14 protein-coding genes and 1 tRNA gene are annotated in these 18,775 nt (G+C 44.0%); 12 read left to right on the top strand and 3 right to left on the bottom strand.

The genetic code is table 11. The features are described 5' to 3' along the window. The first annotated feature begins 10 nt into the window (after positions 1–10). Complete coding sequence (locus tag FSB73_RS19160) at positions 11–1,375, top strand: hypothetical protein (RefSeq protein ID WP_146785878.1); 1,365 nt, start codon at positions 11–13, stop codon at positions 1,373–1,375. Positions 1,376–1,610: 235 nt separating this feature from the next. Here the strand turns inward: FSB73_RS19160 and FSB73_RS19155 are convergent, their stop codons facing one another. Next, positions 1,611–2,042, bottom strand: coding sequence for a TlpA family protein disulfide reductase (locus FSB73_RS19155; protein ID WP_262712667.1), 432 nt, complete (start codon positions 2,040–2,042; stop codon positions 1,611–1,613). A 26-nt stretch (positions 2,043–2,068) separates the two neighbouring features. Continuing rightward, positions 2,069–2,815 carry a hypothetical protein gene (locus FSB73_RS19150; protein WP_146785870.1) on the bottom strand — a complete coding sequence of 249 codons (747 nt, stop codon included), beginning with the start codon at positions 2,813–2,815 and terminating at the stop codon, positions 2,069–2,071. A 457-nt stretch (positions 2,816–3,272) separates the two neighbouring features. Between FSB73_RS19150 and FSB73_RS19145 the strand changes: the two genes are divergently transcribed. The 4 genes from FSB73_RS19145 to FSB73_RS19130 all read left to right on the top strand — a co-directional run bounded on the left by FSB73_RS19145 (position 3,273) and on the right by FSB73_RS19130 (position 5,419). Then, positions 3,273–3,346 (top strand) — tRNA-Ala (locus tag FSB73_RS19145). 127 nt (positions 3,347–3,473) lie between these two features. Further along, a complete protein-coding gene (locus FSB73_RS19140; protein ID WP_146785867.1) occupies positions 3,474–3,821 on the top strand; it encodes a hypothetical protein in 348 nt (115 codons plus the stop codon). Positions 3,822–4,406: 585 nt separating this feature from the next. Further along, positions 4,407–4,598, top strand: a complete 192-nt coding sequence (locus FSB73_RS19135) for a hypothetical protein (protein WP_146785864.1) — start codon at positions 4,407–4,409, stop codon at positions 4,596–4,598. Between the two features lie 38 nt (positions 4,599–4,636). Next, positions 4,637–5,419: an SPFH domain-containing protein gene (locus tag FSB73_RS19130; protein WP_158639611.1), complete on the top strand. Its 783-nt coding sequence runs from the start codon at positions 4,637–4,639 to the stop codon at positions 5,417–5,419. A gap of 232 nt (positions 5,420–5,651) precedes the next feature. On the opposite strand, the gene FSB73_RS19125 is transcribed toward FSB73_RS19130, so the two are convergent. Next, positions 5,652–6,422, bottom strand: coding sequence for an SOS response-associated peptidase (locus FSB73_RS19125; RefSeq protein ID WP_146785859.1), 771 nt, complete (start codon positions 6,420–6,422; stop codon positions 5,652–5,654). 142 nt (positions 6,423–6,564) lie between these two features. On the opposite strand from FSB73_RS19125, the gene dinB reads away from it, so the two are divergent. From dinB to FSB73_RS19095, 7 genes are all read left to right on the top strand, one after another. After that, positions 6,565–7,776, top strand: a complete 1,212-nt coding sequence (dinB, locus tag FSB73_RS19120; protein ID WP_146785857.1) for a DNA polymerase IV — start codon at positions 6,565–6,567, stop codon at positions 7,774–7,776. 200 nt (positions 7,777–7,976) lie between these two features. Beyond that, a complete protein-coding gene (locus tag FSB73_RS25645) occupies positions 7,977–8,843 on the top strand; it encodes a PHP domain-containing protein (protein WP_225974187.1) in 867 nt (288 codons plus the stop codon). Then, positions 8,786–10,954: a DNA polymerase III subunit alpha gene (gene dnaE / locus FSB73_RS19115; RefSeq protein ID WP_262712393.1), complete on the top strand. Its 2,169-nt coding sequence runs from the start codon at positions 8,786–8,788 to the stop codon at positions 10,952–10,954. The genes FSB73_RS25645 and dnaE overlap by 58 nt, the downstream gene beginning before the upstream one ends. A gap of 71 nt (positions 10,955–11,025) precedes the next feature. Beyond that, positions 11,026–12,420 (top strand): exonuclease domain-containing protein, encoded by a 1,395-nt coding sequence (locus FSB73_RS19110; protein ID WP_225974186.1) that lies wholly within the window; start codon positions 11,026–11,028, stop codon positions 12,418–12,420. Positions 12,421–12,694: 274 nt separating this feature from the next. Next, entirely contained in the window at positions 12,695–15,796 is a 3,102-nt protein-coding gene (locus FSB73_RS19105; RefSeq protein WP_225974185.1) for a SusC/RagA family TonB-linked outer membrane protein, read from the top strand. Positions 15,797–15,812: 16 nt separating this feature from the next. Then, positions 15,813–17,438, top strand: coding sequence for a RagB/SusD family nutrient uptake outer membrane protein (locus tag FSB73_RS19100; protein WP_146785855.1), 1,626 nt, complete (start codon positions 15,813–15,815; stop codon positions 17,436–17,438). 242 nt (positions 17,439–17,680) lie between these two features. After that, positions 17,681–18,682 carry a glycoside hydrolase family 43 protein gene (locus FSB73_RS19095; protein WP_146785852.1) on the top strand — a complete coding sequence of 334 codons (1,002 nt, stop codon included), beginning with the start codon at positions 17,681–17,683 and terminating at the stop codon, positions 18,680–18,682. Positions 18,683–18,775 lie beyond the last annotated feature (93 nt).

The raw sequence follows: 18,775 nt of genomic DNA, 5'->3' as shown, positions 1-18,775 counted from the left end.
GCTTTATCCCATGGAAATCATTGTATTTTTATTGAAAAATAAATTTAAGGGATTTTTCCGGTCAAATAATACCGAATCTCTTATCGGCAATGCCTTGTATGCATTGGTATTACTTTTATATGCTGGAGCTGCCGGCTACCTTTTTAGCCACGGAGCGCACGATAAGGCGCCCCTTATCATGCAGGCGATATGCTACAGCCTTTTATTTGTTCCCTTATTTTACAAGGTATTCCCCTCTTTTTGCCTCAAGAAGCTAATTATAGCGCCACAATATCCTATTTCAAGGGTGCAGAAGGCGACCATCGATCTTTTTGCTTTTGCCCTTTTTAAGACAATCTACCTAATCTTACTGCTATTTGTACTGGTGTTCTATTTTTCAGCAGGACCCCTTCCATTAACCGGGCTCATAACCCTACTTTTGTATTGGATAACAGGAATCCTTTTTGCGGAGAACCTGTTAAATGCCATTTCCTGGCGAAAAAAAGGATATATAGCTTTATTGGCATTATTATGCGTCCTCTATTATTTAGCCTTAAAGTTCGCCGGGAACCTGCACCTGCCTCAATCGGCTTTACTATTGGGAATAAGTGTTGTTTTGGTTTTTGCTTTTTATTTTTTTTATCAAGATCAGGAGCCCAGTTTTAGCAGATCGACAAAACGGCCCAACGATAGCTTTACCCCCAAGAAAGGATATTGGCGGATCGTTTGTAGCATACTCATCGGAAACAATAATGCCGCGACCAGTATGCTGATGGGCGTCTTGTGTATTAATACACTTATGGCAATCATCTTTTTATCCGGACAAAAGACAGGGGCTACAGGCCTGGACGCTTTGTTTGCAAAGATTCCTTTTATGGCCTTTTGCTTTTTACCTTTAGTGTTATTCACCTATGTATTTGAGAACCTGTGGGGTTTCTATTATCAGCTTGCAGTAAATAACCTGATTATTCAGCCTACCTTCAAAAAACAGCTTAAGGTTTATCTCTCCTTATATCTGCCGGCAGTACTAGTCATGCTTATAACCACCAGTGTTATCACCGTCTGTTATCACTGCTTCAGCTCGAAAATCCCGTTAGCTTATATGGCTTTTAGCGGGCTTGGCATACCTATTGGTTTTCTATCCTCTAATCTTCGGTACAAAAGAATGGAAAAGAACTTTGATTTTTTACGAATCCGTACGGCGACCTCTTTAATTGCTACAATTTCCATGTTGGTCCTAGCTGCGGTAATTGGTTATTTTTATCCTTCCAAATATTTCCTTTATACAATGGGCGCTACTCTTTTGGCAGGAGTCGTGCTACTTGGGATTATCTACAAATATGACCAACATTTAACCAGCAAGCTTAAATGGAGAATTCTGGAGAGGCATCAATAGCGATCAATAGCGTGGGGCAATTAACCCAAAAAGTCGGTTAAATTCATAATACTCAAGACCCAATTACCAACCCTAATTGCTCTTCTTAATTTTGGAAGTTTATTTAAAGCGGTAATGGAACCAATAAAAAGCCAGCATGTGGGCATCATTCAAGGTTAACCATTCAATAGATAATGTCAGTTTTAGCGAATGCAGGACTACCTTAGCCGACCCGCTTGCCTGACCAGGCTTTGGTTTAATCTTCAATTGTCAAACCCGTTAGCTCTCTTAATTTGCTTTTGATACTGCCAGTGCCATATCCAGTCCAGGCAGATTTTACAATACCGTCGGGACTGATTAAAACATAATGCGGAATACCTGCAACACCATAATGTGCATAAATACCTCGGTCTTCCTTTAAATCGCTAAAGTTATTACCGGTCATTTTAAAATATTCAGTGGCCTTTTCCCAGATTTTTTTGGTATCGCTGGAAAGACTGACTACAGCCAGTTTGCGCTCAAGTTTTTCAGCAATTTCCTTTAATTCCGGTATGGATGCATGACAAGGGCCACATCCGAAGCTCCAAAAATCAACTAGAAGATATTTGCCTTTAAAATCCGCCAAATGATGCACGTTGCCTGCAATGTCTAATAATTTGGTGTCATACATAGAATCTCCGGCCTTAATTACTTTAGGTGCATAAAGTGTAATGGTTAGTTTTTGTCCATATACACTATTTTTAGCTCAGGCTCCAGGCCTTTATAGATTTTAGTAACTGGGGCTCTAAATTCCTCTTTCTGGTACCATTTAATTTGATTTGCGACGCCGTTTAGCACTTCCAGTCGGGTAAGTGTCATCGGACCTTGTTGCAGTAAGGCCAGGTTCTGCTTCTGAATGGTATATTCAATTGAGTTAGAGACCTTATCCAGGGAGTCTATTGATTTTCTGGCTGTTTTTTTATCTTCGGGGGAACGATTATCATCTAATGCAATATGCATAAGCCCTTTTCTTATTACCCCTTTTTTTTGATACGCATTCCAAAGCTCCTTATTGGCATTTATAAAATAGGTCCATTCTTGTTGTTCGGGGATATCACTTTTGACCTGCCATGTATAAACCAAAGTGTTCTTGCCGGTAATGGAAATAGGGTGACCTGCTTTAGCCCAAAGCTTCAAGGCCATGGAAGGAAAGCTATCATCAAAAGACATAAGGCTGTAATTGCCTAGTAATGTATCCTCCGGAGCATACTCTATATGAAAATGCCCATCAGATACGCTATCTTTTGCCACTTCACTACCTACGGACCCCTCTTCTTTCATAAGGGATATATGGGCTCCGTCTTGTACACCGGTAAGACAACCATCAATAATAATCTTACTGGGTGTTTGGGCGAAGATCTGACTACCAGCCACCAGGGTAAGAAAGGCACTAAATAAAGTAAGTCTAAAGCAGCGTTTCATATTCAGGACTGTTTTATAGTGATTACGGAAGTTAAAGTTAATGGATTATCAGGGAAATCACAGCTGATACAGTGCTTTATTTGAATGGAATGTTGGGAAATATAGGGGGATTCCTGTTAATATGACCTAAATCTCGACTTCATATTCAAGATTAAATTCCAAACCCGATATTTAGGACAAGGAGGAAAATTCGCTAAGAATGGGTCGAAATATGGCCTCGCAATTTCATTCAATGAAAATTTCTGTGCAGAAAAAACAAATGAACAGGTCAACCAGCACTATTGAGAAGAGGGGAAACTTTAAATGACTAGCAGACCAATTAAATATTAATAATAACCAATATATATCCCATGCTTTTAGTGATTTGAAAAATATTCCTACTAATTTTTGTAATTTAAATTTTCAGTACTACATTTGCGACTCATTAGCAGAAAGTTATTCGTTCTGTTTGATTAAAGGGGGGTTAGCTCAGTTGGCTAGAGCGCTTGCCTGGCAGGCAAGAGGTCACCGGTTCGAATCCGGTACTCTCCACTTTAATTTTTAGCGAAAGATTGCAACCTACCATTGATATATTGCTGAAATAGTTTAAATATCCGCATTTTACCCAATAAAAAATAAATTTGATTAAGCCAATTATCCAAATTTTAAATATTAAAGCATGTCAAGATCCTATAGAAAAGCTATAACAAAAGAAAGAGCCAGAAACTATAGTAGGACTGCTATATACTGGAGGCACATAAGAAGGTCAATAAAGAACAAGATAAAGTCGTATCCCTGGCCGCTTGGCCCTTATGTATCATGGGACGATGACAGATATGCAATAAATAAAGATGGAGAAATGTGTCTTACACATGAAATACCTAAAGATACACCTTATCTTGAAGAAACGATCCCTGACCCTAGAGCTATAGTCAACGATTACACCTATTGCGATCGCATTATACAATGGGAATGGTGGAAGGAAAAACAATTTGATCCATATAGAATAAAAAATAGGAGGAAGTAGTATGTCAACTACGTATGCAATTTTTAGAAAAGGCCTTGCCCCCCTGAAGATCCAGAATCTGGCTGGTGGCCTAAAGACTTATCAGAAGGGGATGATTATACGATAATTGGTCATACCTCATGCTTCAAAACTGACGTAAAAGCCTTGATCGATTATCTACCTGACACAACACCGATATATGCCCTTGATAATGGCACTCGTCTTAAAACCCTTGGGGAACTAAAAAAATACTATAGCACCTAGGCTCTATTGCCGTTCATCAGTTCCTGTAGTGGGTTAGCCAAAATGACAACTTTGGTTTTTCTGCCATCTATTTGCCCTATCCAGACATTGATAAGTCCGCCAGCACGTTATCCGATCACATTTCTTCTATCCAAAAAAGACTCAGCGCGTTACAAAAAGCCAGCCTTTAAGGGCCGCAACTATACCTGGGAAACCACAGCTGAATCCCACTGGATTATGCTGTTCTTTTTTGCGGGCGTTAACTTGAGGCCAATCTAAAGACTAATCAATTAACCCCTTAAATATAAATTTACTTTCGTATATTTGTATAAATATTCGTAACAGTAAACCAAAATATCATTTATGAACTGGAAATATCTGCTGATTATTGTCCCCTTGTTTATCGTAGCAGAACTTTTTCTTATCACAAAGCTGTTCTCCATGATATCGCAGCCCTCTGATTTGCTGGTATTTTTAGGCGTTTTTGGCATAGGTCTGGACATTTTCGCCATCATCAAATTGTATACACTGCTCAAAAAACATATCAAATACTAAATTTTCAAAAAGCTAAATCTGCTTATTTTATGACTCAGATGATGAAAAAGATTTTTGTCGCTGCTGGCGCCATTGCGCTCATTTTTGCGGCCTGCGCCAGCTGTACCAGGATCGATGCCGGGTACGAAGGGATTTTGGTGAACCAGTACGGAAGCGAAAGAGGCGTTTCAAATGTACAGATCCGTACAGGCAGAGTCTGGTACAACCCACTCACACAGGACGTTATTGAATTCCCACTGTTTGTAAAAACAGTCGACTATGATCCCTTTACCGTAAACGCAAAGGACGGGTCTGTTTTTACCATTGACCCCACGCTCAGTTATGCCGTTATTCCAGGCAAGGCTCCTTATATCTATGTCAAATACCGAAAGAATCTGGATGAAATCACCAATACCACCATGTATAATTATGTCAAGGATGCATTCAGGATACAGATGAATAAATACACAACAGAACAGTTGATCAGTAATCGACAACAGTTTGAAGACAGTGTTCAATTCAACCTGAATAAACTCATGAATTCTGACGGTTTTAAGCTGGAATCCTTGACTTCTGGCCTGATCTATCCAAAATCCATTGTAGAGGCAGTAGATGCCAAAAACAGAGCAGTCCAGGAAGCGATGCAGGCGCAGAACCAATTGGTAAAAGATTCTATCGATGCCCGAAGAAAAGTCATCGTTGCAGAAGGGGAGCGGCAGGCCAATTTGCTTAGACAATCTTCTTTGACACCACTTCTAATACAGCAGCAGTTCATAGAAAAATGGGATGGCAAAACACCCCTTTATGGTAATGTACCGACCTTTTTCAAGAAGGTGGACTAGGTGCTTACGCACATTCATAACCTATGGAGCAACCTTAATGTTCCTCTCTTTCCACGCAAATATCAATACAATACCCAAAGTGGTTGTTCGGAAATTCCGAACAACCACTTTGGGTATTGCGACCGTCCTAAAAAAATAGTATCTGTATAAGCCCGCGATACCACCCTCTCAATCTATCTGTGCCTATTGCGCCCCAGCAGCCTAAAACCTAAAAAACATAATTTATAAACATTCACGCCTCAATGGGCGCAAGCCCCGGATACGTCACTGGCTCTATCAGGGTCGGATCCAGCGGACTCGCTCTATAGAGCGATTTTACCGGATAATATTCCAGTGCTGCGCCTGGTAATTCATAATCCAGGATCGATTGCAACTGCTCGTCAGATAAATTGGGATCCAGCCATTTTCTTTCCAGGGTCGGGGGCAGCATCAGGGGCATCCTGAAGGGATGATCGCCGCTATTGTGAATGGCACGCATTACAGGGTTAGCTGCCCGGATAACTAAAGTAAAAGTCCCGATCAGCTCTCCCTCCTGATCCGGCAGATGCGCATAATTATAGAGCCCTGGCAAAAAGAAAATTGGCCGGTCTTTTAAATGGATATAATAGGGAATCTTGTTTTTAAAACCAGGCACTTCTCTGTATTCAAAAAAGCCATTTACCGGCACCAGTAATCTTGTTTTTCTTTTTCTATACCAAAGACTGCCGGTGTCCCCCAAAATCCTTTCGGCTCTTGCGTTCAGCAGCTTAAACCTTTGTCTGTCCAGCTGTTTTTTCTCAGGGCCTGTCATGGATCCTTTCATATAGCTGGTCACCATACCCCATTCAAATACCTTTAGCTTAAGCTGTCCGTTTTCACTAAGTACGACCGGACAGCGCGGCAAGGTAAATCCAGAGCTGATATAGCCCGGTTCAAAATCAAAATTTAAGGGCTGATCTGTCAATTCAGGTAAGGCCTCATAAATGGCCTGTGTTTTCTGCTTATTGGATACTTGATAACACATACTAACGATAAATAACTTAGTATAAAAAAATAAATATATTGGATAACTAATTTTAAATCAACTCTTTAAATCTTACACCTAAACATATTGGTTTATTTTACTAAATAAAGGGGTATAATTGCACTATAAAGATAACCCAAATATGGACAACCCAAGGCATATAATTCATATGGACTTAGATTCTTTTTTCGTCTCCGTGGAAAGGCTCAAAAACAGCAAACTCATGGGTATACCAGTCATTGTAGGTGGGGGAGACCGCGGCGTGGTGGCTGCCTGCAGTTATGAGGCACGCAAATTTGGGGTGCGCTCGGCTATGCCGATGCGCCAGGCTCGTTTTCTTTGCCCAGATGCCACCATTATCTCTGGAGATCATGAAGACTACAGTAAATATTCCAGACTGGTGACCGAAGTGATCGCCAGCAGTGTCCCTTTATATGAAAAGGCCTCTATTGATGAATTCTATGCCGACCTTACTGGTATGGACCGTTATTTTGGAACAGCGATGTTCTGTAAAGAGCTTAAAACAAAAATCGTCAAAGAAAGCGGCCTGCCGATTACCTATGGGCTGGCCTCCAACAAGCTGCTGGGCAAAGTGGCGACCAATGAGGTAAAACCCAATGGGCAAATAGAAGTTCCTCTGGGAACGGAAAGAGCCTACCTGGCGCCGCTGGCCGTAGAGAAAATGCCCATGGTCGGGCAAAAGACGGCCACCTTGCTCAAAGATATGGGCGTTTCTACCATTAAGATTCTCTCAGAAATCCCCCCGGAAATGCTGATCCGCCTTTTAGGTAAAAACGGCAGCACACTGTCCAGGCGCGCCCGGGGTGTCGACGACACGCCTGTCATTCCTTATATAGAACAAAAAAGTATTTCTACAGAAGATACCTTTTCCTGCGATACCATGGATCTGGATTTCCTGCAATCCAGATTGGTACGCATGATCGAAAAAATTGGTTTTGAACTCAGACACCAAAAAAAGATGACCGGTTGCGTGACACTTAAACTACGTTACGCGGATTTTAATACCGTCACCAAACAATGCAGAATTGCCTACACCGCTTCTGACCATACCTTACTGGAAACAGCGGCCGCCCTGCTGCGTAAACTCTATGACCGAAGACTACTGGTTCGTCTGCTGGGCGTACGTTTTACGGATCTGGTGACTGGTGCCCACCAGATCAGCCTTTTTGACGACACCCAGGAAATGATCAGTCTTTACCAGCAGATTGACAGCATCAAAAGCCAGTTTGGTCCTTTGTCTTTAATCCGGGCCAGCGGCGTGGATAAGCCAGACAAAGACCGACAGCGCGTTAAACAACGCGCGCTACAGCTGCAAAGGGCTTACAAGACCTAAATAAGACTCGGTTAAGACGCAGAGACATAAACACCAGGCAAGCACCTAGACCCAGCAGCACTAAAAACAATCTGGTAAACAATCGGGTAAACAATCAGGCAAGCCATCCGCCACCTGAGTTTGTTTCATCCCTTTACTAAATTAGTATTATACATCATACGCTCAGTAGATCACTTATAGACCATTTATAGACCACTTATATGTACCTGAACTGCAAAACATATTTCTCTTACCGTTATGGTACTTTTTCAGCGAAGCAACTGGTGGCGGCGGCCGTAGAGGCCGGTGCCACCAGTCTTGCCCTGACCAATATCAATAACACGTCAGATATATGGGACTTCGTCCGCTATGCAATCCAGGCGGGTATCCATCCGATTGCAGGCGTAGAGATCAGAAACGAAGATGAGCTTTGTTATATACTGCTGGCTAGGAACAATAAAGGCTTCGCCGCCATCAATCGTTTTTTGTCCTGGCACCTGATGCAGGGTTTAGCGTTTCCCGATCGGCCTGTCTTTACAGATGGCAGCACCCAGGGAAGTGGCGGTAAGGACAGTGGCGATGTGGTCGTTATCTATCCTTTTATGCGCCTGATGACAGATAGAGGTAATTTTGCCACGTCTTTATCCCCTCATGAGTATATCGGTGTGCAACCTTCAGATATCAATAAGCTGATCCGTCTTGATTATAAAGCCCTGCAACACCGGTTGGTATTACGCCAACCAGTGACTTTCGCAGGCAAGCAGCAGTATAATCTGCACCGGCTACTCAGGGCCATCGACCGTAATATTATCCTGTCCAAACAACAGGACACGCACCGGGCTGGTCCCCATGAGTGTTTTATGCCGCTAGACAGTCTGCTGCACCGTTTCAGCGCCTATCCGCAGATACTGACCAATACCTTTCAGCTGATAGACAGCTGTCATATCGAGATGGATTTTCATCAGGATAAAACAAACGTTTTTTTACTGCCAGCAAGCAAGACGACCGGGAGCTACTTCGCAAGCTGGCCATGGATGGCCTTATGGAGCGCTATGGCGCTAAAAACAAAGTGGCCAGCGCGCGCGTAGAAAAAGAACTCGCTATTATTGATACCCTGAACTTCAATGCCTATTTTCTGATCACCTGGGATCTATTGCAATACGCTGCCCGCAGAGGCTTTTATTATGTGGGGCGGGGCAGTGGGGCCAATTCTATTATTGCCTATTGCCTGAAAATTACAGATGTCTGTCCCATTGAACTGGATCTGTATTTTGAAAGATTTTTAAACCCACACCGGACTTCGCCGCCGGATTTTGATCTGGATTTTTCCTGGGCAGACAGAGATGAGCTGATTGACTATGTATTCAAACGCTATGGCAGAGACCATGTAGCACTACTGGGCATGTTTGCGACCTTTCAGTTTAATGCAGCGGTCAGAGAACTGGGCAAGGTCTTCGGGTTGCCTAAATCAGAGATAGATGGACTAACGGAAGGGGTTTACAGCAAGACAGATAAAAACCATATTCAGATTTATCAGTATGCGGCGCTCATGAAGGATTTCCCTAATCACCTGTCCATCCATCCGGGTGGTATGCTGATCAGTGAAAAAGCCATCTATAACTATACCGCTCTGGAGCTGCCGCCCAAGGGTTTTGCTACTGCTCAGATCGATATGTTTGTGGCAGAAGATGTCGGACTATTTAAGTTTGACATCTTAAGTCAGCGTGGCCTGGGCCATATTAAAGATACCATTCAGCTGGTCAAACAAACCCGCGGCATTGACATTGATATCCACCAGGTGGAAAAGTTCAAAAAAGATAAAAAGGTAGCCGAGCATATTAAAAACGGGAATACCACCGGCTGTTTTTATATCGAGAGTCCTTCCATGCGCCAACTGCTAAAAAAACTGCGTTGTGAGGACTATAAAACGCTGGTGGCTGCCAGCTCGATTATCCGGCCTGGCGTAGGCCAGTCCGGTATGATGCAAGCCTATATCTTCCGGTTCCACCATCCGGATAAGTTTAGCTATATCCATCCTAAAATAGGGGAGATACTGCAGGATACTTTTGGTGTCATGGTCTATCAGGAAGACGTTATCAAAGTGGCGCATCACTTTGCAGGACTGGATATGGGTGAGGCAGATGTGCTGCGTCGCCATATGTCAGGCAAGACCCGAGGCACAGAGAAAATGGAGCAGTTAAAAAAGAAGTTTTTTGATAACTGTAAACAGCGGGGCTATCCGGATAATATCACAGCCGAGATCTGGCGGCAGATGGAGAGTTTCTCCGGCTATTCTTTTTGCAAGGCGCATAGCGCCAGCTTTGCCGTAGAGAGCTACCAGAGCCTGTATCTGAAGACCTATTTTCCGGTGGAATTCATGGTATCCGTGATTAATAATTTCGGGGGATTTTATTCACGTGAACTCTATTTTCAGCAACTGCGTCTGGAAGGCGCCCAGGTGGAGCCTCCCTCGGTGCAGCACAGTGAATACCTGACCACTATTAAGGACGGTATTGTCTATGTAGGCTTTATCCATATACAGTCCCTGGAAGAGAAAGTCGCTTTACGCTTGATTGAAGAGCGGGAAAATAACGGGCCTTATTTGCACCTGCAGGATTTTATTGAACGCACAGGCACACCCATGGAGCAACTCAATCTCTTAATCAAGGTGGACGCTTTTCGCTTTACAGGCAGCAGCAAAAAAGCGCTGCTCTGGGAAGGAAACTTCCTGCGTAAGGCGCCCAGCCATGTCGCCGCCGCCCAGTCACTTTTTGAGGAGCCGCCCATGACTTTTACATTGCCGGATCTGCCTACCAGCCCTCTGGAGGATATGCATCAACAAATGGAGCTCTTGCATTTTACGCTCAGTAATGTGTTTGAGATGGTAGAGGCTGATCCCGCTAAATACATCTACGCCAGGGATCTACGGTCTTTTATAGGTAAAACAGTCTGCTGCCTGGGGTACCTGGTCTGTATTAAAAATACACAAACCAAAAAAGACCATCGCCGCATGCATTTTGGGACTTTTCTGGATGCCGAGGGCGCCTGGCTGGATACGGTCCATTTTCCCGATAGTGCCGCTAATTATCCTTTTCGGGGGCGGGGATTTTACAGTTTTACCGGTATCGTCATGGAAGATTTTGGCGTACTGACTGTCAGTGTTACCTTTATGGAGAAAGTCGGCATCCAAAAAACGTAAAATAAACGAAAAGAAAATAAAAAATAGAAAATAAGAAAAGCACTGAAGACAATTGATAAAATAGCCGATAAATGATGGAATATGCAATCGTAGATATCGAGACGACAGGCGGACACGCTGCCGGCAGCGGGATTACCGAGGTGGCCATTATACTGCATAACGGTCAGGAGGTGATCGGGCGCTATGAGACCCTGGTCAATCCGGGCGTCCCCATTCCACTGTATATTACGGCGCTTACCGGCATCAGTAACAGCACCATTGCAACCAGTCCGTCTTTTGACCAGGTGGCTGACAAGATCTATAATCTATTGCAAGGCCGGATCTTTGTGGCCCATAATGTCAATTTTGACTACTCTTTTATCAAGCACCATCTGGCAGAAGCAGGCTATTTTTATAGTGCCACTAAACTCTGTACGGTCAGGATGAGCCGCAAGATCAAACCAGGGCTTTCTTCCTATAGCCTGGGCCGGCTCTGCGCCGCCCTGGAAATACCGCTTACGGACCGGCACCGGGCAGGCGGCGATGCAGACGCTACGGCTATATTATTTACCCGGTTACTCCAGTGGGATACCAAGGGGGTGATTGCAGGGATGCTCAAAAAAGGCGCCGGTGATCAAAACCTGCCACCCAATCTGCCTCAGGCAGATATGACTGCCCTGCCGCACACGCCGGGTGTTTATTATTTTAAAGACGATAAGGATAAGGTGATTTATGTAGGCAAGGCCAAAGATATCCGCAAAAGGGTTGCCCAACATTTTACCGGCCATAATCCCAATCCACAAAGGCAACATTTTCTGCGCAGTATCTATCATATCAGTCACGCCCCTTGCGGAACAGAGCTGATGGCTTTTATTTTGGAAGCGCTGGAGATTAAAAGACTCTGGCCTATATACAACCGGGCCATGAAAAAATATGAGCCTAAGTTTGGCCTGTTTGTCTATGAGGCCCTGGACGGCTTCTTAAGAATGGCCATCGGTAAATTCAATAAAAACCAGCAGGCAGAACTGGTCTTTACCCATCTGATTGAAGCCTCCAATACCTTGCATGAGATGGTACACGCCTATGATCTCTGCCCCGAGCTCTGCCGGCTCGGCAGTTGCAGCGCTGAGGGTGGCTGCCACAGCAAGGGCGTCATGTGTCCCAAAAAGACGGACACGACCTATTATAATGAACTGGTCAGGGAAGCTTTACAGGAATACAGAAATCAGTTGCCCACTTTTGTTATCCTGGATAAAGGCAGGACAGCAAACGAACAGAGTTGTATCTATGTGGAAAAAGGACATTTTACAGCGATGGGCTATATAGATAAGGATACGGATCTGACCCGTATTGAAGATGCTAAAAGCCTGTTACCTTTATACCAGGGTAACCACTATATCATGCAACTCATCTACAGCTATGCCAAGGCCTTTCCGGAAAAGGTACTGATGAAAGAATATGAGATGTGGGAAAATATGAATTCATAAAATCCCTTTACACATGTCCTACCCATTTTAGGGCCAGCTAACCAGTGGCCAGCAAAAAACATTTTGCCAGACCTTTGTGGACCCTTTGCCAGCATATTAACAGCTTTTCCATAAATTGTTAAAACAACACCAAAAACTACCCGCTTTTTTACCGTTTTACCCCCTTTTCTAGGTCTATTTCCGACGTTAATTTGTCAGAGTGTTAAAAAAATATAGTTAGAAGACGATTCAACGACCGTTTTTAACCCCCTCATTAAATCAAAAAAAATTAATCATGAAATCGAAACAAAAGGGCTACTTGCAGCAGGCTTTGCCCCCTGGAGCCGGAATAAGTAGCGGCAGGGTACATAATCTTATACAAAAAGGATTCAGCGGGCTTATCATGATCGCATGGCTAATAACCCTACTGCTGTTGAGCCAGATAAGGGTAAATGCCCAAAGCACAAACCAGGGACAAAGACAAACACAAAAACAAATAAGCGGAACAGTACTAACTGAGGCGCATACACCCGTTATAGGTGCTACAGTAACTGTCCTTGCCACTAAAACGGGAACAGTTACAGATGACGCGGGCAAATTCACGCTCGAAGTAAATGAAAACGATACCTTATCAGTCAGTTATGTGGGCTATCAAACACAAAAGGTGGCTGTTGGGGGCAAAAATACACTGGAAATTGTTTTGCCTGCCTCCAACAGCAACCAACTGGAAGATGTGATTACGGTAGGGTACGGCACGCAGAAAAAAACCGATGTAACAGGTGCCATCACCTCTGTTCCCGAGTCCAGGCTTTCTCAGCTGCCGGTGACCAATGTCATGCAGGCGGTGGAAGGCGCCGTGGCAGGCGTCAGTGTCACCAATACCTCGAGTGTGCCAGGCAGCTCTCCGGCTGTGATGATCCGGGGCCAGAATTCAATTACCGCCTCCAGCGGTCCTTATATTATCGTGGATGGTTTACCGCTGATCAAAACCCAGGGCAATCCCCTCAATGATATCAATCCCAATGATATTGCTTCTATTGAAGTTTTGAAAGACGCTTCTGCTACAGCCATTTATGGCACCAACGGTTCCAATGGTGTTATTTTGATTACCACCAAAAGAGGCCTTACAGGAAAGGCCGTCATCCGTTATAACGGGTATGCAGGTATTGAGAACCTGGCCCATGTATTAAAACCCAGAGATGGCGCTTCTTATATACAAAAATATGCAGACTACCTTTCTCAGACAGGACAAACACAGACCAGCCCCGTACCCAACTCCTCAGAATTAGATAATTACAATGCAGGTAGTACGACCGATTGGATGGACGAAGTCACCCGTACCGGCATTATGCAGGACCACAACCTGAGTGTATCGGGGGGAACCGCAGATGTAAAATATTATGTAGGCGGAGAATTGATGCAGCAAAAAGGGGTCATCCTGGGTTATCAATACCAAAGGGTCAATCTAAGAAGCAATCTGGATATCCGCATTGCTAAGTTTTTAAAAATAGGAATGTCTTCGCTGTTTACTTCCAACAACTACGATGGCGGCAGGGCGAACCTTTTGCTGGCAACGGCCATGAGTCCCTATGGAAACGAATACAACGAAGACGGATCTTATAATATCTATCCCATGTATCCAGAGGAGCTCTACGTAAACCCACTGTTGGGACTCACCACCGACCAAGAGAGAAGAAGCGTCAATATCAACGGGAATGCCTATGCAGAACTGGATTTAGGAGGCCTGGTAAAAGGATTACGCTACCGCCTGAATGCCGGTTATATCTATTTTCCAGAGCGCAGTGCCAGCTATACTGGCCGAGCTGCCAATGATCTATTAGGAACAGCCAGTATCACCAATGCACATACCAATAATTATACACTGGAAAACCTGATTTATTATAACCACGATTGGAATAAGCATCACCTGGATTTTACAGGCCTCTACAGTGCACAGCAAAGAAAATATATAACGACAACGGCCACTGCCAAAGGATTTGTCAATGATATTATCGGCTTTAACAGCCTGGCTTCCGGCTCTACCCAGAACAACAGTTCCTACAGTGACCGGTATGCATTAAACTCTCAGATGGTACGCTTCAATTATAATTACGACAGCAGGTACCTTTTAACACTGACAGCCAGAAGGGACGGTTCCTCTGTCTTTGGTGCCAATACCAGTAAATACGGAATCTTCCCCTCAGCTGCCATTGGCTGGAATATCTCAAAAGAAGCCTTTATGCAAGACGCTGACTTTGTGGATAACCTAAAGCTCAGAGTGTCTTATGGCAAAACGGGTAATGAGGCCATCAGTGTTTATAAAACCATTACCACCGATAATACCATCCAGCAGCCCTTTAATGGTGTAACGACTGTAGGCGCAGTGGCTGGTAATTTGGGGAACAACGACCTGCATTGGGAGTCCACCAAGACCCTTAACCTGGGTCTGGATTTTGGTCTGTTTAACGGCAGAATTAGTGGTGCGGTGGATTTTTATAAAAACAATACTTACGATCTTTTGCTATCCAGACACTTGCCTATTATCACAGGCTACACCTCTGTACTGGATAACTTAGGTAAAACCTCCAATACGGGCCTGGAACTCAGCCTGAACACCAAAAATATTGACAGACAAGATTTTAAATGGCAAACCGCCATCGTTTTTTCCAGTAATCAAAACAAGTTAAAGGAACTCTATGGAGATGGCCTGGATGACATTGGTAATGGCTGGTTTTTAGGCCATCCCATCAGCGTTATTTATAATTATGTATTGGAAGGCGTCTGGCAACAAGGGGAGGACCCGTCCAAGCAGGATCCCGGAGCCAAGCCCGGCGACCTTAAATTTAAAGACGTCAGCGGTCCGGATGGCAAGCCGGACGGTCAGATTACAGCCGACGATAAAGTCATCCTTGGACAAACCACGCCTAAATGGCAAGGTGGCCTCACCAATAGGTTCGAGTATAAAAACTTCAGTCTAAGTATTTTCTTCCAGACGACCCAGGGGCAAATGAAATACAACCCGGATCTGACCTACGGAGATGAAACCGGTAGAAGAAATACGCCACAGGAAATTGGTTACTGGACTCCGGAAAACAAAAGCAATACCCGCCCCTCACTGGCTTATAATAATACAAGAGGTTATGGTTTTCCATCTGATGCCAGCTATACCCGGCTCAAAGACATTACCCTAAGTTATACGTTTGACAAGGATAAACTTAGCCGGCTTGGCCTGTCCAGTCTCACAATATATGCCAGTGGCAAGAACCTGCACACCTTTACCAGCTGGGTGGGTTGGGATCCGGAAGATAATTATTCTTCCAGAGGATCAGGCGACTGGACCAATAACTATCCCATGACCAGGTCTTTTGTACTGGGTGTCAATATTGCACTTAAATAACAACAAATTAATTATAATGAAAAAATATATATTTGGGTTTATCCTTGCCCTTGTCCTACTAAGCTCCTGTAAAAAGAGCTATCTGGATGAAACACCCTATTCCTCCTACACACCGGTTACCTTAACAGATTCTCTGGGTTTTGATGCAGCCATTGTTGGGCTTTACCATCAACTGGAAGGTTATTTTGCCTGGTCGGATCACCAGGGCTGGCCCAGCGTATGGGCTGTCGGCACCGACATCGCCAATGCCACAGCCAATCAGGAAAGCGTAGAAATCCCTTATTATGATTATGGCAAACTGACACCCTCAGATGTAGGTGCCAGCAAGATCTGGTCTCTGAACTATCAGATGATTAATCTAACCAATATCATTATTGACAATGCAGCGGATCCTTCAGTTACGATTTCTGAGAGCAATAAAGCCTCCGCCTCAGCAGAAGCCCGGTTTTTCCGGGGCTATGCCTATAATGAGCTCAGTATACTTTTTGGTGGGGTACCGCTTGTAGAACATGCACTTTCAGCGCCTAAAACAGATTTTACCAGAGCCAGTCTGGATCAGGTCAATCAATTTATAATAAACGATCTTCGCTATGCAGCGGATCATTTGCCTGATATTGATGATATGCCTTCCAATCCCAAAGGCAAACTCTATGGCCGGGCCAATAAATATATGGCCATGCAGCTACTGGCAGAGGTCTATATCAAAGCAGGCAAACCGGATTCTGCAGAGATAATGACCCAAAAAATCATTGGCAGTGGCCGGTTCAGTCTGATTGATAAAAGATATGGCGTCGTGTCTTCTGTGCCGGGAGATTATTATTCTGATATGTTCCATTATGGCAACCAACGCCGCTCTCAGGGCAATACAGAGGCTATATGGGTGTTGGAAGTAGAAAACCCCAGCACCGTCGTAGGAGGTGTCACCGACAACCCGCAACAACGCCGGGTCTGGGGTGCGGCCTATTACCAGATCAGTGGCATGAAAATATGTGATTCACTGGGTGGCCGGGGCATTGCCCGGCTTAGGTTGAGTAATTGGGTCTTATACGGACTCTATCAGGATGGCGATATCAGAAATTCTGAATACAATATCAAAAGGCATTATTATTATAACGATCCTACAAGTGCTAATTTTGGTAAAGAAGTACCGTTTACAGGTCCGGATACCCTGTATAAAATCTGTCCATCCACCACTAAATGGGGCCAGTATGACCCCAATGATGAATTTGGATATGCGATGATCAAGGATTTTATTTTGATGCGCCTAGGCGAAACTTATCTATTACAGGCAGAGGCACAGTTTGATCAGGGCAAATTAGCGGAGGCAGCCGCCAGTATCAATGTACTGCGCAAAAGAGCCTTCGCCGATTATCCCGCCAAAGGCAAAGTCAGTGCCAGTGATATTACACTGAATTTTATCTTAGATGAAAGAGCCCGGGAATTAGTGGGAGAAGAAAACAGAAGAGAAACGCTCATGCGGACTAAGACGCTGGTAGAAAGATCTTTAAGGTTAAACAGTGGTGATACGCAGCATCCGACCACGGGGCTGACTGAGACCAATTTGTTGCTACCCATTCCACTCAGCGAAATTCAGTTAAATAAGGACGCCGTACTCGATCAAAATCCTGGTTACACCAATTAATTGATCAATTAAAACACCAGCTGATATCCTTGTAAAAATAATTGATTATTTTTACAAGGATATCAGCCGCGCAGGCCACGGTGGATAGTTGTTAAACTAACAATATCCACCGGGCTTGTATTTGTTTTTGTATTTTATTTTTAAAATCCATTCATTCCCAATACCTGAGTTATGATGACAAGCATGCAAAAAAATTTAGTCGGTTTATACTCATTGGCTCTATCATCCTTTTTAGCCTGGCCATGCAGCCTTGCTTTGGGCAGCGTAGTAGTAGTACCAAGCTGCATTATGATCGCTTTCATGTCGGCCAGACATGGCTGGACAGCAAAGGAGATACGATTAATGCCCATGGTGGAAATATTGTTTATTACAAAAACACTTATTACTGGTTTGGAGAGAAAAGAGACCGTCACCATTCACTGGGCGTGAGTGTTTATAGCTCCAAGGATCTTTATAACTGGAAACCCGAAGGCCTGGCACTTGCTCATAGTAAGGACACGACCAGCGATATCGCCTTTGGCGGTATTATGGAAAGACCCAAGGTGGTCTATAATAAAAAAACAAAGCAGTTTGTTATGTGGTTCCATGTGGAAGTCAGAGGTAAGGGCTATGGCGCCGCCAAAGTAGGGGTTGCTGTTAGTAAACATATTACCGGTCCCTATCAGTTTATACGCAGCTTCAGACCCAATGGCAATATGAGCCGTGATATGACCATCTTTGTAGATGACAACGGAGCAGCCTACGAGATCTATTCATCCAGAGAAAACTATGATTTAAGGATCGTCCGGCTGACAGATGATTATTTAAACGTAACAACTAAAGATTCACTACTTTTTGCTAAACACAGAGAGGCGCCCGCCATTTTCAAATACCAAAAGAAATATTATCTGATCACCAGCGGCTGTACTGGCTGGGCCCCTAATGCAGCGGCGCTCAGAGTAGCAGATAATCTTTATGGTCCCTGGAAGCTGCTAGGCAATCCATTAAAAGGCAAAGACAGCAATATCTCTTTTTATGGGCAACCGACTTATTTCTTCCCCGTGCCAGCTAGTAGCGGCAGGCTGCGTAAAAAAAGCGTCCAGTCACAGTCACAGTCACCGTCGCCCCGCTTTATTTATATGGCTGACCGCTGGAATCCTAAAAACCTAAAAGACAGTCGCTATCAGTTTTTACCAGTTACGTTGACCCCCCAAAATGAGATGCCTATTGAGATTAAATGGCAGGATAGCTGGCAATTAAATTAAGTATAGGCAAAAATTAAGTAAAGTAAAAACGCAACAAAGTCCACCTGGCAGTTGTATTTACAAGCATCAATAAATTCATATAAAATCCAGCAT

Source organism: Arachidicoccus ginsenosidivorans, assembly GCF_007971385.1.
GTDB classification, from domain to species: Bacteria; Bacteroidota; Bacteroidia; order Chitinophagales; family Chitinophagaceae; genus Arachidicoccus; species Arachidicoccus ginsenosidivorans.
The sequence above is the reverse complement of the archived record's forward strand: the minus strand, read 5'-3'. Positions and strand labels throughout refer to the sequence as shown.